General features: G+C 73.4%; 10 protein-coding genes and 2 pseudogenes. 4 read left to right on the plus strand and 8 right to left on the minus strand.

The annotated features are described in order from the left end of the window. Positions 1 to 95 precede the first annotated feature (95 nt). The 6 genes from glgC to ACIRSS_RS43635 all read right to left on the minus strand — a co-directional run bounded on the left by glgC (position 96) and on the right by ACIRSS_RS43635 (position 9205). Positions 96 to 1313 carry a glucose-1-phosphate adenylyltransferase gene (glgC, locus tag ACIRSS_RS43610; RefSeq protein ID WP_372664802.1) on the minus strand — a complete coding sequence of 406 codons (1218 nt, stop codon included), beginning with the start codon at positions 1311 to 1313 and terminating at the stop codon, positions 96 to 98. After that, positions 1310 to 2464: a glycogen synthase gene (glgA, locus tag ACIRSS_RS43615; RefSeq protein ID WP_400906349.1), complete on the minus strand. Its 1155-nt coding sequence runs from the start codon at positions 2462 to 2464 to the stop codon at positions 1310 to 1312. Before glgA ends, glgC begins: the two co-directional genes overlap by 4 nt. 92 nt (positions 2465 to 2556) lie before the next feature. Beyond that, positions 2557 to 4470: a glycosyltransferase gene (locus ACIRSS_RS43620; RefSeq protein ID WP_400907785.1), complete on the minus strand. Its 1914-nt coding sequence runs from the start codon at positions 4468 to 4470 to the stop codon at positions 2557 to 2559. After that, positions 4398 to 5906, minus strand: a complete 1509-nt coding sequence (locus ACIRSS_RS43625) for a hypothetical protein (protein WP_400906351.1) — start codon at positions 5904 to 5906, stop codon at positions 4398 to 4400. The genes ACIRSS_RS43620 and ACIRSS_RS43625 overlap by 73 nt, the downstream gene beginning before the upstream one ends. After that, positions 5903 to 7423, minus strand: coding sequence for a hypothetical protein (locus tag ACIRSS_RS43630; protein WP_400906353.1), 1521 nt, complete (start codon positions 7421 to 7423; stop codon positions 5903 to 5905). The genes ACIRSS_RS43625 and ACIRSS_RS43630 overlap by 4 nt, the downstream gene beginning before the upstream one ends. A gap of 204 nt (positions 7424 to 7627) precedes the next feature. Further along, on the minus strand, positions 7628 to 9205 hold the full coding sequence (locus ACIRSS_RS43635) for a choice-of-anchor A family protein (protein ID WP_400906356.1): 1578 nt from the start codon (positions 9203 to 9205) through the stop codon (positions 7628 to 7630). Between the two features lie 236 nt (positions 9206 to 9441). Here ACIRSS_RS43635 and ACIRSS_RS43640 point away from each other — a divergent pair, with 236 nt between their 5' ends. From ACIRSS_RS43640 to ACIRSS_RS43650, 3 genes and pseudogenes are all read left to right on the plus strand, one after another. Beyond that, positions 9442 to 10608 (plus strand): sensor histidine kinase, encoded by a 1167-nt coding sequence (locus ACIRSS_RS43640; protein ID WP_400906359.1) that lies wholly within the window; start codon positions 9442 to 9444, stop codon positions 10606 to 10608. Continuing rightward, positions 10605 to 11252: pseudogene (locus tag ACIRSS_RS43645) on the plus strand (response regulator); the annotation flags it as partial. The gene ACIRSS_RS43640 and the pseudogene ACIRSS_RS43645, both read left to right, overlap by 4 nt. A gap of 195 nt (positions 11253 to 11447) precedes the next feature. After that, positions 11448 to 12086 (plus strand): annotated as a pseudogene (locus ACIRSS_RS43650) (BTAD domain-containing putative transcriptional regulator); the annotation flags it as partial. Here the strand turns inward: ACIRSS_RS43650 and ACIRSS_RS43655 are convergent. Then, a complete protein-coding gene (locus tag ACIRSS_RS43655) occupies positions 12083 to 12463 on the minus strand; it encodes an STAS domain-containing protein (protein ID WP_400906362.1) in 381 nt (126 codons plus the stop codon). The pseudogene ACIRSS_RS43650 and the gene ACIRSS_RS43655 sit on opposite strands and share 4 nt — an antisense overlap. A gap of 362 nt (positions 12464 to 12825) precedes the next feature. Between ACIRSS_RS43655 and ACIRSS_RS43660 the strand changes: the two genes are divergently transcribed. Continuing rightward, positions 12826 to 13704 (plus strand): MerR family transcriptional regulator, encoded by an 879-nt coding sequence (locus ACIRSS_RS43660; protein ID WP_400906363.1) that lies wholly within the window; start codon positions 12826 to 12828, stop codon positions 13702 to 13704. On the opposite strand, the gene ACIRSS_RS43665 is transcribed toward ACIRSS_RS43660, so the two are convergent. Further along, positions 13701 to 14135, minus strand: a complete 435-nt coding sequence (locus tag ACIRSS_RS43665; protein WP_400906366.1) for an SRPBCC family protein — start codon at positions 14133 to 14135, stop codon at positions 13701 to 13703. The two genes, ACIRSS_RS43660 and ACIRSS_RS43665, sit on opposite strands and share 4 nt — an antisense overlap. Positions 14136 to 14152: the final 17 nt, after the last annotated feature.

Genomic DNA, 14152 nt, shown 5'->3' on the forward strand with positions numbered 1-14152 from the left:
CGCCGCACGCCGCCACTTGCCGACCTGACCGCCGCGGCGCCTGAACTCCTCGTGCCGCCGCCGCGAGCGACCCGCGCCCGCGGCGGCCCGCCGGCTCAGATCGCGCGTTCTCCCTTGCCCAGCACCACGATCCCGCCTTCGCTCACGTGGTAGTGCCCGCGGTCCCGGGCCAGGTCCACCCCGATGTGCGCCCCCGGCGGGACGACGACGTTCTTGTCCAGGATCGCCCGCCGCACCACCGCGCCGCGGCCCACCCGGGCCCCGTCCAGCAGCACCGACCCCTGCACCACCGCGCCCTGCTCCACCAGCACGTCCGGCGAGAGCACCGAGTCCACCACCTGCGCGCCCGAGATGATGCAGCCGTTGCTCACGATCGACTGGTTCGCCGAGCCGCCCTCGACGAACTTCGCCGCCGCGCGCTGGCCCGGGTGCGCCAGGATCGGCCACTTCCGGTTGTAGAGGTTGAAGATCGGGTGCGTCGAGATCAGGTCGGTGTGCGCGTCGTAGTAGCTGTCGATCGTCCCGACGTCACGCCAGTAGCCGTGGTCGCGCTCGGTCTCGCCGGGCACCACGTTGCCGTTGAAGTCGTAGACCGCCGCCTCGCCCGACTTCACCAGCGCCGGGATGATGTCGCGGCCCATGTCGTGGTGCGACGCCGCGTTCTCCGCGTCCGCGTGCAGCGCCTCGAGCATCACCTTCGTCGTGAAGATGTAGTTGCCCATCGACACGTACGACTCCTCGGGGGAGTCCGGCAGGCCCGGCGGGTCGTCCGGCTTCTCCATGAACGCGTCGATCATCAGGCCGTCGGTGGTCCGGATGACGCCGAACGAGCTCGCCTCCGCCCGCGGCACCCGGATCCCGGCCACCGTGACGCCGGCGCCCGAGGAGATGTGGGACTCCAGCATCTGCCGCGGGTCCATCCGGTAGATGTTGTCCGCGCCGAACACCGCGATGTACTCGGGATCCTCGTCGTAGACCAGGTTGAGGCTCTGGTGGATGGCGTCGGCGCTGCCCTGGTACCAGCGCGGGCCCAGCCGCTGCTGCGCCGGCACCGGCGTCACGTACTCGCCGGTCAGCGACGACAGGCGCCACGTCGTCGAGATGTGCCGGTCCAGCGAGTGCGACTTGTACTGCGTCAGCACGCACAGCCGCCGGAACCCGCCGTGCACCATGTTCGACAGCACGAAGTCGACCAGGCGGTGCACGCCGCCGAAGGGCACGGCCGGTTTCGCGCGGTCGGCGGTCAGCGGCATCAGCCGCTTGCCCTCGCCACCCGCGAGGACGATGCCCAGCACGTCGGCTCCAAGATTCACGACGACCTCCCGCACGCTTCGTAGAGGGCGACCGTCCGCTCGGCGATCGCCTTCCAGCCGAACTCGCCGACCGCGCGCTCGCGGCCGGCGCTACCCATCTCGGCGGCCCGGTCCGGGGAGCCGACCACTTCGTTCAGCGCTGCGGCCAGGCGCGCCTCGAACCCCCGCGCGTCTTGGTCGTCGTAGTGCACGAGCAGCCCGGTGCGGCCGTCGTCGACGACCTCCGGGATGCCGCCGACGTCGCTGGCCACCACCGGCGTGCCGCAGGCCATCGCCTCCAGGTTCACGATGCCGAGCGGCTCGTAGACCGACGGGCACGCGAACACCGCGGCGTGGGTGAGCAGCTGCACGACCTCGTTCCGCGGCAGCATCTCCGGGATCCACCGGACGCCGGTGCGGGTCTTCTCCAGGTCGGCGACCAGCCCGCGGAACTCCGCGTCGAGCTCGGGGGTGTCCGCGCCGCCCGCGCACAGCACGAGCTGGACGCCGGGGTCGAGCGACGCGCCCGCGCGCACCAGGTGCGGGACGCCCTTCTGGCGGGTGATCCGGCCGACGAACAGCACGTACGGCCGGTCGGGGTCGATGCCGTGCTTCGCCAGCGCGTCGGTGGCGGGGTCGGGGCGGTACAGCGTGGTGTCGATGCCGTTGTGGATCACGTGCACGCGCTCGGGCGGCACCGCCGGGTACGCGGCGAGGACGTCGCGGCGCATGCCGCCGCTGACCGCGATGATCGCGTCCGCGGCCTCGTAGGCCTCGCGCTCGATCCACGAGGAGACGCGGTAGCCGCCGCCGAGCTGTTCGGCCTTCCACGGGCGCAGCGGCTCGAGCGAGTGCGCGGTCACGACGTGCGGGATGCCGTGCGTCATCTTCGCCAGGTGGCCGGCCAGGTTCGCGTACCAGGTGTGGCTGTGCGCGAGGTCGTGTCCCTCGAGGGCGTTCGCCATGGACACGGCGATGTCCATGGTCGTGAACGCGGGCTGGCGGTAACCGTGGGGGTCCGTGTGCCCGGTCGCGTCGGGGCGGTCCGCGCCCCAGCAGTGCACGTCGAGGTCGACCAGCGGCCGCAACTCCCGGGCGAGGAACTCCACGTGAACTCCGGCGCCGCCGTAGACCTCCGGCGGGTATTCCCGGGTGAGCAGGCCGACCTTCATGCCGAAACCCTATGGCCTCCCCGGCCTGTGGCGCAGTCTGGCGTCCAGGGGAATCTTCGGAGTTTTCGGTCACTGCTCAGATGAGCGGGCGATCAGAGGCCGTAGAGGCGCTTCCAGTTCTCGCGCGAGGTCAGCTCCGGCATGGCGCGCTGGTACCGCTCCTGCACCGCCGCGCCCTCCCGGCGCAGCCTCTGGACCATCCGGATGCCGCGTTTGGCCAGGTCGAGGGTCTTGGCGCGGTCGTACGAGCGGACGCGGACGCCCTCCTGGCTCGCGTCGGTGACGACCACGGTCGAGAACAGCGACGTGTGCCACCAGTGGGCCTCGTCGGCCGGCACCGCGCCCAGACCGAACCGGTGGCGGCCGGTGGTCTGGTGGAGGATCCGCTTGAGGAGGACGACGAGGGTCCGGCTCGGCGGTGGCGCGCTGTTGATGATGCCGATGTCGTTGGACGCGATACCCGGGACGTCGGTCGCCTTGTAGCGCTTGGTCTCGGGGTAGGCGTCACGGATGCGGCGGATCTCCTGCATCGCCTCGACCCCGCCGTCCCGCAGGACCTCCGGGCCCTTCAGGAAGTCCTCGACGGCCTTGATCAACGTCGCCGACAGGCCGTACTGCATGCCCAGCAGGTACCGCACCAGCTGCGCGAGCAGGACCCGCGAGAGCAGGTTGAGGTTGAACGGCGAGTGCAGCGCCGCGGTGATGATCGAGTTGCGCAGGTTGAAGTACCGGTGCCACTCGTCCCAGTCCTTCATGTGGAAGTCCGCGTGCCACACCCCCGCCCCCGGCAGGGTGACGGTCGGGAAGCCGTGCGCGCGGGCCCGGTAGGAGTACTCCGCGTCGTCCCACTGGAAGAAGAACGGCAGCGGATACCCGGTGGCCTGGACGACCTCGTACGGGATCAGGCACGACCACCAGCCGTTGTAGCCCGCGTCGAGGCGGCGCTCCTGGCGGTTCGGTTTCAGCGTCTCCTCGTCGACGCCGAGCAGGTCGGCGGTGGAGAGGGAGTGCTCGACCGGCTGGCCGGGCTCGAGGGTGTTGAGCCGGGCGTACTCCGCGCCGACGTGCAGCTGGTTGGGGTGGAACAGGTTGAGCATCTGGCCGCCGACGATGATCGGGTTGGCGGCGCGGTTGGAGAACGCCGTCATCCGGATCACCAGGTCCGGCTCGAGCAGCACGTCGTCGTCCATGAACAGCACGTTCGCGTGCTCGGTGGCGGTGTGCCCGGCCACCTCGAACAGGCCGCGGGTGAAGCCGCCGGCGCCGCCGAGGTTGGGCTGCTTGATGTAGTGCAGCTTGTCGGCGAGGTCCTTGGCGACCTGCTCGAACCCGTCGCGGGACTCGACCAGGTCGGTGCCCTGGTCGGCGACGTAGATCGCGTCGAGGGTCTCCAGCGAGGAGACGTCGGCGGCGAGGGCCTGGAGGTTCTTGAGGCAGTCGTCGGCGCGGTTCATCGTGCAGATGGTCACCGCGGTCGGGCGGATCTTCTCCGGGGCCTCGACCGTCCAGCGGACCTGCTCGACGCGCAGGGTCTGGCCGCCCTCGGTCTCCAGGTCCAGCCAGAGCGCGCCGCCGTCGTAGAACTTGTCGAGCTTGGCGGTCAGCGCCACCTTCGCCTGCTTGGCGTCGGCGACCTGCTCGGCGGCGACCACGCGGGGCTCGCCCTCGACGTCGGAAGCACCCATCGACAGCAGGCCGGTGCCGGTGACGACGAGCTCGACGGAGACCTCGGTGACGGTCGTCCAGCGCTGCCAGTAGCTGGCCGGGAAACGCCCGAAGTACGTGTTGCCCGACACCAGCGTGCCCGGGTCCAGCCGCAGCGAAGCCCGGTCGCGGATCGCCGAACCGCGGTGGACCTCGGCGTAGAGGTCTTTGCTGACGATCGGCGCCGGGCCGGCGTACAGGCCGCGCTGCGCGGTGAGGTCGGTCATGGTCAAGCTCCGCTTCCGTTGCCCCGGACGAGATACAGCTGCTGGGTGCCGGCCCACGGCGACGTCAGTGTCCAGTGGGCCAGCGCACCGGGCGGCGGGTCGCCGCGCACCAGTGCGAAGTCGGTGACGATCGGCCGGTCGCCGAAGTCGAAGAAGCGGAAGTTCACGTCGACCGCGGCCCGGCCGAGCGCACCCAGGTGCGCCTTCCGCTCGGTGATGGCCGGGCCGACCGCGCCGCGGTCGTCGAAGAGGTCGACGATCGCGCAGCCGCAGCTGTAGGCCAGCACGCCGATCTCGCCGCCGCTGCGCACCGTGCCGCCGCCGACCAGCCGGCCCAGCTCCGGGCCGATCCGCTCGTAGTCCGCGGTCGCGTCGTGGTTGGACATCAGCGGCGCGAACCGCCGCGGCAGGCCGTCCGAGACGTAGAACCCGGCACTGGCGACCAGCACACCGGCGACGGCGACCACGCCGGCGACCCGGGCGGGCAGGCGCACGCAGGCCGCCGCGGCGGCCGCCAGGAACAGCGTCGCCGCGACCAGGCTCGGCCCGTAGTACCAGTGGTAGGGCGGCACGTGCAGCCGCGTGTAGGCGAGGTAGTGCGCGAGACCGGCGGGCACCAGCGGCGCGAACGGCAGCAGTTTCGTCCACACCGGACCGCGGTGGCCCGAACCCGCCAGCCAGAGCAGGAACGCGGCCACGGCCAGTGCGGCGGGCAGGAACGACAGCGCCGTCGCCCCGGGGAAGACCTGCGCGTAGAGACCGGGGCCGTTGCCGAAGTCCCACTGGCCCCAGGACTTCTGCAGCGTCTTGATGATCACCGTGTCCGGCACCGCCGACCCGAGCACCACCCAGCTGAAGGCGAACCAGGGGAGCGCGACCGCCGCCGCGGCGAGCACCGACTGCCACGCCTTCTCCCAGAAGCGGCGTCGCAGCGCGAAGAGCACCAGCGCGACCACGACCAGGTCCGGCCGGACGAGGGCGAGCAGCCCGGTCAGGACGCCGAGGGCGACCGGCCGCCGCTCCCCGGCGGCCACCAGGAGCCAGGCGATCCCGGCCGCGCCGAGCTCGACCTCCAGCCCGATCGACGACAGCAGCAGCGGGTTCACCGTCAGCAGGGCGACGGCGGCCGGCGCGAACCAGGACGGCAGCCCCGCCCGCTCGCCGGTGCGGCGCAGGGCGAGCACCAGCGCGACCTGGCAGAGGACGAACAGCGCCCCGGCGGCGAGGACGGCGTCGCGCAGCACCAGCGTCAGGGCCGCGAGGAGCAGGACGTTCAACGGTGAGGTCGCCGTGTTCGACGTCTCGGCCGGGATCAGCCCCCAGTGCCCGTGGAACGCCAGGTTCCGCGCGTAGGAGAGCGTGATGAACGTGTCGTCGATCAGGTGCGGGCGCACCGCGGCGAACACGAGCACGGACACCGCGGCGACCACGCCGGGCAGCACCCAGCGCCGCGACCGGGACACCGGGGTCGCGATCCCGGCGGCGGCTTCCCGCCGCTGCGTCACGGTCACGGTTCGCGGGTGAGGGTGAAGTGCCCTACGCCCTTGGCGGCGGACTCCACCTGCCAGCTGTCCGGTCCGGTCGCCGGCCCCGACGCGTACTGCAGCCGGTAGTCCGGCTTGCGCGGGGTGATCGAGCGGTCCAGCCAGTGGTAGTTCACCCGCAGCGCGAAGCTCATCAGCGGGTTCGCCGTCGCGATCCGCTGCTCGACCAGCTCCTTCGCGTGGCCGCGATCGGAGAACTCGTCGATGATCGCGCACTCGCAGTAGTACGCGAGGGTGCCGATCTCGCCGGGGCTGGCCACGCTCGCGCCGTCGAGGCGCGCGCCCAGCGCCTTCCCGACCCGGGCGTAGTCCTGCGCGCTGGCCCAGTTCCCGAAGATGACCGGCGACTTCCAGGGCAGGCCTTGCGCGGCGTCGACGGTCGCCGCGCTCAGCACCAGCAACCCGGTCACCCCGAGGGCCAGCAGCGGGGGACCGGTGCGCAGCTCCGTCCGCTCGCGCGCCTGGCCGTACCAGACGCCCGCGGCCGCGACGGCGAACGAGCCCACCGTGGTCGTCGGAGCGACGTAGTACCAGTGGAACGGGCCGACACCGATGAACGAATAGGCGACGAAGTAGAGGATCCCGCCGGCGCCCAGCGCCGCGACCGGGCCGAGCGCGGGGAACTCCGGCCACCGCACGGAGAACCGCGCGGCGGCCCACACGGCGAGCGCGACCGCGCCGAGCAGCGCCGGGACGAACGCGACCAGCACGGTGACCGGGTAGCCGAGGTAGTACATGACCGGCCCGGTGCTGTAGGTCCACGGCGCGAACAACCCCACCTGCGTCTGCTTGATCGCCAGCGTGTCGGGCACGAACGAGCCGAACGCGAACCAGCTCACGACGAACCACGGCGCGGCCGTCAGCACCGCGCAACCGGCGGCGGGCAGCATGCGTCGCCGGATCGCGGGCGCGCTGAGCGCGATCACCACCACGAACACGATGAGGTCGAGCCGGGTGAGGACGGTGAGCCCGGCGGTCACGCCGAACAGGACCGGCCGTCCTTCGAGCGCGAAGACCGTGAGCACCAGCAGGACGGCGGGGATCAAGAGGACTTCGAGGCCGATCGCGGACAGCACGAACGGGTTGAGCAGCACCAGCGCGACCCCGAGCACCCCGGCCGCCGGCGGCAGCGCGAGCTTCCGCCCGAGGCGCTGCCACGCCCAGCCGAGGGTGCCCCCGCACAGGACCGTCAGGATCCCGAGCGCCACCACCGGGTGCGGGCCGCCCGCCACCCGCGTCACCAGGGTCAGCGCGCCGAGCAGCAGGACGTTCAGGGGTGACGTCGCGGAGTTCGCGGGCGATCCGGGGATGATGCCCCACTCGCCGTGCAGCGCGAGGTTCTTGGCGTAGGCGAGGGTGATGTAACCGTCGTCGGTCAGGCTGCCGCGCACCACCAAGAAGACGGCGGCGCCCAGCACCGCACCGAAGACGGGCAGCCACCGGCTCCACGCGTTCGCCCGCTCGGCGTTCGTTTCCGGAAGCACTTCCCCACCTCGCGGCGGCGCCACCGGCGCCGGCTCCGCCATCTGCCTGATCGACATAGCCCGGGGACCCTAGAGACGGTTCATTACCGCGGTGCTACGGCACGGTTAGGTCCGATGGCCCCTTGTGACATCACCCGATGGTGGCACGGGCGGTGTGGACCCGCAGTGCGACCGCCTGGCTCCACTGTGGACGACGGTCCCCGATCAGGCCCGGCGTCGGCGGGTGACCAGCACCAGCGCGGTGCCGCCGGTGACGAGGAGCACCCCGAGGCCGAGGACCGGGCCGACGTCGGTGCCGGTGTCCGGCAGGCCACCGGTTCCACCGGGAGTGGTCGGCGCGGGCCCGGAGGCGGGCGGAGTGGTCGAGGTCGCCGTGGTCGAGGTCGCCGTGGTGGTGGTCGCCGTGGTGGTGGTCGCCGGTGTGGTCGTGGTGCCGCTGGTGACGATCGTCGACGTGGCCGGAGGGGTGGTTGTCGTGTTGGTCGGGTTGGAGGTGGTCGGGGTTGTTGTCGTCGGGCTGGTCGTTGTCGTCGGGCTGGTCGTGGTCGGGGTGGTGGTTGTCGTGGTGGCCGGGTTGGACGTGGTCGGGCTGGTGGTTGTCGTGGTGGCCGGGTTCGACGTGGTCGGGGTCGTTGTCGTCGAGCTCGCTGTGGCCGGGGTGGTGGCGGTCGTGGTGGTCGTGGGCGTCGGGCTCGTCGTGCTGGTGGCCGGCGCGGTGGTGGTCGTCGTCGGCTCGGGTTTTCCGTGGCACGACGGCAGGTCGCCGACGAAGGGGTACGCGTGGAACTCCTGGCCGCTGCCCTGGCCGGCGCTGGAGCCGTGCACGAGGTCGCCCGCGGTGAAGAAGCGGCCGTTCGTGCCCGGCAGCGTCACGGTCGTCGTCCCGGCCGGGTTGCCGGCGAGCACGCTGCCCTGGAACATGCCGCTGCCGGTGAGGGCGGCCGTGCTCGCGTCGGGGAAGTTCCACAGCAGGCGGGGCCGCAGCTTGTTGAGCGGGTCGTTGTCGTCGAGGGTGCCGCTGTAGGTGTTGATCGTCCGGACGCGGCCGGTGAGGTTGACCAGCACCGTCGCGCCGTCGGGGATGCCGGTGAACGCGATGCCCTGCGTGCCGCCGCCCGGCCCGGCGATGTCGGCGTCGATCGTGAAGACCTGCAGCTTGGACTTGCCGTCGCCGGTGAAGAGCGTCTGGTAACCCTGGTTCTTCGCGGTCCCCGTGGTCGCGGCCCGCGCGTAGCACTTGCTCGCGGCGTTGAGCCGGCCGCGCAGGCCGGCGTAGGGCTCCATCGCGGCGGGATCGTGGACGAGCTTGCCGATCACGGTGCCGGTGACGGTTCCGGCGTGGCGGACGACGCCGCCGGCCGAGTCGCCGACGGCGTCGAGGCGCTGCCCGGCGGCGACAGTGAGGTCCTTGCCGACGGTGAGGTAGTCGGCGCCGTCCGGCGGCGGCACCCGCGAGCCGACCCCGGCGACGCCGACGTTGTAGATCGACGACCCGGAGGTCTTCCGCAGCGTGAAGTCCTCGCCGACGACCACGCGGCCCTCCGCCTCGGCCGCGCTCCCGGTCACGCGCATGCTGCCGCCGACGAAGACGTTGATCCCGTTGTCACGGCCGGCGAACGGGCCGTTGCCGACCGGCGGGTGGACGGTGGGGCACGTCCCGGGCACGCACGGGCCGAGGCCGTCGGGCAGCGGGTCGGCGTGCGCGGTCCGGCCGAGCGGCACCGAGAGGGCCACGAGCCCGCAGGCCGCCAGCGCCGCCAGGGCGGCATGGGTCGCGCGCACGGGACCTCCCCTGTCCTTTGTGGACTCGTCGGCTCGGACGTTAATGTCCGGTCCGGCCCGATGCGCGGCGATCCACCCGATCGAGGACTCGGCGATGGGGTGAAGGGGGCATGCACGTGCCGGTCGACGTCCGGGCCGTCACCGAGGGCCGACCTGCGCCGATGAAATCCGCATGAACCGCAACCTCCTCCCCGGGCCGGATGCGCCCACCCCGTTCACTTCCTAGGCTGTCCCCCGTGGGGGCGAGGGTGGTGAGCGGGATCCGGGCCCGCCTGGAGGCGAGCCTCGGCCGCGCCGGGATCGGGCTGCCGTGGTGGGTCCCCGTGGGTGTCACCGCCTTCGGGGTGGTGCTGGCGGTGGCGGCGGTGGCGCAGCGAGGGGCGCTGGCGCCGCCGGCACCGATCGCCCTCGCCGGCCTGCTCGCCGTCGTCACCGCGTTCGTCTGGGCCGTCACCGGCGTCATCGTTCCGCCGTGGCTCAAGGCCCTCACCGTGCTGACGGCCGTCGCGATCCTGCTCTCCCGGCCCGCCGTCCCGGACTTCGCGCCGGTCGTGCTCGTCGTGCTGGCCGCCGAGACCGCCGCCATCGCGCGTCCCCTCATCGCCTACTCCGTCGCCGCCGCCAGTGTCGCCACCCTGGCCGTGGCCGCCGCGCGGGTCGGGCTCGTCGGGTTCCCCGTCTACGTCGCCGCCGTGCTGCTCGGCACCGCGGGCGGGTTCATGATGCGCTGGTACGTCCGGGCCCTCGACGCCGAACGCGCCGCTCGCGACGCCGCTCGCGACCAGGCCGTCCTCGCCGAACGGCAGCGGATCGCCCGCGAGGTGCACGACGTCGTCGCCCACTCGCTGAGCATCACCCTGCTGCACCTGACCGGCACCCGCCACGCCCTGCAGCAGGACCGCGACGTCGAGGAGGCCCTCGAAGGCCTCGCCGAAGCCGAACGCGTCGGGCGGACGGCGATGGCCGACATCCGCCGGACCGTCGGGCTGCTCGCCGAAGCGCCCGCCGGGACCCGCCCGCTGCCCGGCGCCCGCGACATCCCCGCCCTGGTCGAGCGCACCCGCGCGGCGGGACTGCCGGTGCACTACGAGCAGGAAGGCGACCTGGCCGCGGTGCCGGACCTGGCGGGGCTCGGGCTCTACCGCATCGCGCAGGAGTCGCTGGCCAACATCGCCAAGCACGGCGAGGGCGCGCCGGCGCGGGTGCGGCTCGACGTCGGCACGGCCGAGGCCCGGCTGGTCGTCCGCAACCGGCTGCCCGCCGGCGGACCGCCCGCCACCGGCGGATCCGGCCTCAAGGGCATGGCCGCCCGGGCCGGGCAGCTCGGTGCCGAGCTGACGGCCGGACCCGACGGGCCGGACTGGGTGGTCGCCGTCGGCGTGCCCGCGGGAGGCACGCCGTGACGGCCGGCGAAGTCCGCGTCCTGCTCGTCGACGACCAGGAGCTCGTCCGGTCCGGGCTGCGGCGGATCCTGCGCAAGCGCGACGGCTTCATGATCGTCGGCGAGTGCGCCGACGGCGCGGAGGTCCCCGCCGCGCTGGCCGCCGCCGAGGTCGACGTCGTCGTGATGGACCTGCGGATGAAGCGCGTCGACGGTATCGAGGCGACGCGGCGGATCGGCGGCCGGCCGCCGGTGCTGGCCCTGACCACGTTCGACGACGACGAGCTGCTCGCCGGCGCGCTGCGCGCGGGCGCCGTCGGCTACATCCTCAAGGACTCACCCGCCGAGGACCTCATCCGCGCCGTCCGCGCGGTCGCCGCGGGCGACGCCTGGCTCGACGCCTCGGTGACCGCGCGCGTCCTCACGACCTACCGGCGCGCCCCCGCCGACGAGCCCGCCGGCCCGCCACCGGGCCTGCTGACGCCCCGCGAGCTGGACGTGCTGCGGGCGGCCGGGCGCGGGCTGTCCAACGCCGAGATCGCCGCCGCGCTCGTCGTCTCCGAGCTGACGGTCAAGAGCCACCTGGGCCGGATCTTCACCAAGCTGGGCCTGCGCGACCGCGCCGCGGCCGTCGTCTACGCGTTCGACCACGGCGTCGTCAGCCCGCGAAGGTCCATTGTGGACGACGCGCCGGTGCGGCCGGCCGTGGCGGAGCCGGTTCCGCGGCCGGGGCTGCGGTTTTCGGTCCTGGGACCACTGCGGGCGTGGCGCGGCGGCACGCCGCTCGACCTCGGGCCGGTGCGCCAGCAGGCCCTGCTCGCGGCGCTGGTGCTGCGCCCCGGCGTCACGGTCAGCCAGTCCGAGCTGCTCGACGGCGTCTGGGGGCTGGAGCCGCCGGGCACCGGGGGCCGCGTGCTGCCGGTGTACGTGCACCGGCTGCGCAAGTGCCTGCGCGCGCCCGGCGAGCGGACGCCGGACTCGGTCATCGGCCGCACGCGCGGCGGCTACCGGTTCGCCGTCGACGGCGTCCGGATCGACACCGCGCGGCTGGCCGAGCTGGCCGCGGACGCTGTCGCCGCCGAAGAAGCTGACGAACCGGCCGCCGCCGTCGAATCCTGGTCCGCGGCGCTCGGGCTGTTCCACGGCGAGCCCCTGTCCGGGCTGCCGGGGCCGTTCGCGGAAGGCCAGCGGCTGCGGCTCACCGAGCGCCGCGGCACCCTGCTGACGCGCAAAGCGCGGCTGCAGCTGGGGCTGGGCCGGTACGCCGAAACGGCCGACGAGCTGTCCGCCGTGCTGGCCGAGGAACCGCTGCGCGAGCCGGTGGCGGTGCTGCTGATGCGGGCGCTGCAGGCGACCGGCCGGCGCGCCGAGGCGATCGCGGTGTACGGCCGGATCCGCGACCGGCTGGCCGCCGACCTGGGCGTCGAACCGGGGGAGGAGCTGCGGCGCACGCACCGGGCGGTGCTGGATGACGTCCTCCACCCGGACTTCCCCGGTTAGGAGACGCGGCTCGCGGATGTCCCGTCGAGCGCCGCGCGGGCCTCGGCGAGCCCGAGGTGCAGCGGCAGCACTTGGTCGAGGCCGAGGATGGCGAGCGGCCGGGCGACGGCGATCCTGGCCGCCGCGATGGCGTACGGGATTTCGCGCGCGAGCGCTTCGCGGTAAGCCTCGACGAGGACGCTGAAGACCGTCGAGTCGCAGTACGTCGTCTCGGTGAGATCGGCGACGACCCCGCGCGCGCCGTCGGCGAACGGGCCCAGCAGGACTTCCCGCAGCCGGGACGTCGTGGCCAGGTCGAGGTCGCCGGCGCAGCGGACGGTCACGACCCCGCCGTCCGTCGTCGTCGCGAAGCGGGGCGCAATGCGGTTTTCGGTCATCGGAGTCCCTCCTGCGGTGCGAAGTACCCAGCGCCGGCCGAGATCACTCGTCCGGGAGGGCGGATCACTGCGGCATCCGAGGGATAACGATGCACGAACGTTGCGATGAGCGGTATTTTGGGGTGCGGAACCGTTCCGCGACGTCCCGGCCGTGGCGGGTTGCCACACCCCGCGGCCGTCCGGATCCGGCTGACGCGGGCCGGATCCCGGCGCCGGGCGGCGCCGAAAGGGGACGCGGCAGGTCGACGCCCCGCCGCCGCGTCCCCGGCGCACCCTCGAGCCGTCCGGTCCGTCCACCGTGTCACCCTCTGCCGGGTAACCCCTCCGTCGCTAAGCTGCGGCGATCGAGGCGAAGGGGAACGGTGGAACCGAAGAGCGTCGACGAGCCGTCCGGAGCGGGTGCCTGGGCGCCGGGCAAGGTCGCCGAGCTGCTCGGCGTCTCGCCGGTGACCCTGCGCAGCTGGAGCGCGCGGTACGGGATCGGCCCGTCGGCGGCCGGCGCCGGGCGGCACCGCCGCTACTCCGACGCCGACGTCCGCCGGCTGCAGCACATGCAGCGGCTCGTCGGGCGCGGGATGCCGGTGCGCGAGGCGGCCGCGGCGGCCTTCGGCGGCCCGGCGGACCCACCCGAGGTGCCGGCCGCGCGACGGGTGCGTGAGCTCGAGGAAGCGGCCGAGGACCTGCGCTCGGCGTCGGTGGCGGGCCTGCTCGACGAAACGCTCGCCACGCTCGGCCCGGCGGCGGCGTGGACCGATGTCCTGGCCCCGGTCCTGCGCGGCCTGGGCGACCGCTGGCAGCGCGGCGACCGGTGCTTCGCGTCGGAATGGGCGCTGACGACGGAGATCTCGCTGGCGTTCGAGCGGTTCAGCCGCCGCTTCCCGGCGGCGGTGCCGGGGCGCCCGGTGCTGCTGGCCTGCTGCCCGGCGGAGCGGCATTCGCTGCCGATGGAGGCCCTGCGCGCGACGCTGGCGCAGGCGGGCATCCCGGTGGCGTACCTCGGCCAGCTGGTCCCGGCGGAGACGGTGGCCGACCTGGCCGAGCGCCTGGACCCGGTGCTGGTGCTGCTGTGGTCGCTGGCGCCCCCGACCGCCGACGACCTGCTCGCGGCGCGCGTACGCGACTTGGGCCGGGTGGTCGGGACAGCGGGACCGGGCTGGGAGCACCTCGGGGACCGCGGGTTCGCCCACGTGGACGACCTGGCGTCGGCGGTCGAGCTGGCCGTGGCGACCGCGGGGGACTAGTCCAGCCCTTCGAGCACCTTCGCCAGCTTCGGCGCCACTTCGTCCCCGAGCCGCTCGAACTCGCGCTTCAAGAACGGCCCCGCGAGCTTCGCCAAGCCGTGGAACTCGATCGTCGCCCGGTACCGGACCGTCGTGCCGTCGGGCCCCGCCGACAGGCCGAAGTCGTCGGTCGACGTCGCCGTCTTGTTCTTGCCCACGAACGTCACCCGGCCCGGGTCCCGGCGGGTCAGGCTGTAGTCCAGCTCCGTCCGCCGGCCGCGGAACTCCGACACGTTGTGCCACCGCGCGCCGACCACGATCGGGCCCTCGCCGGTGCGGGTGCAGCTGACCGTGCCCGGGTCCCACTCCTCCGTGTGCGCGAAGTCCGCGAGGTACGCCACCACGCGCTCGACCGGCGTGCGCACCGTGAGGCTGCGTTCGACCTGGACCATCGGACCTCCTGGCGTGA

The sequence above is a fragment of the Amycolatopsis sp. NPDC101161 genome (assembly GCF_044768185.1).
Lineage (GTDB): Bacteria > Actinomycetota > Actinomycetes > Mycobacteriales > Pseudonocardiaceae > Amycolatopsis.

What these genes read in the sequence shown, in the direction of transcription:
- glgA (WP_400906349.1), bottom strand. Translation starts at nt 2,464, where the DNA reads ATGAAGGTCGGCCTGCTCACCCGGGAATACCCGCCGGAGGTCTACGGC.
- ACIRSS_RS43655 (WP_400906362.1), bottom strand. Translation starts at nt 12,463, where the DNA reads ATGACCGAAAACCGCATTGCGCCCCGCTTCGCGACGACGACGGACGGC.
- ACIRSS_RS43665 (WP_400906366.1), bottom strand. Translation starts at nt 14,135, where the DNA reads ATGGTCCAGGTCGAACGCAGCCTCACGGTGCGCACGCCGGTCGAGCGC.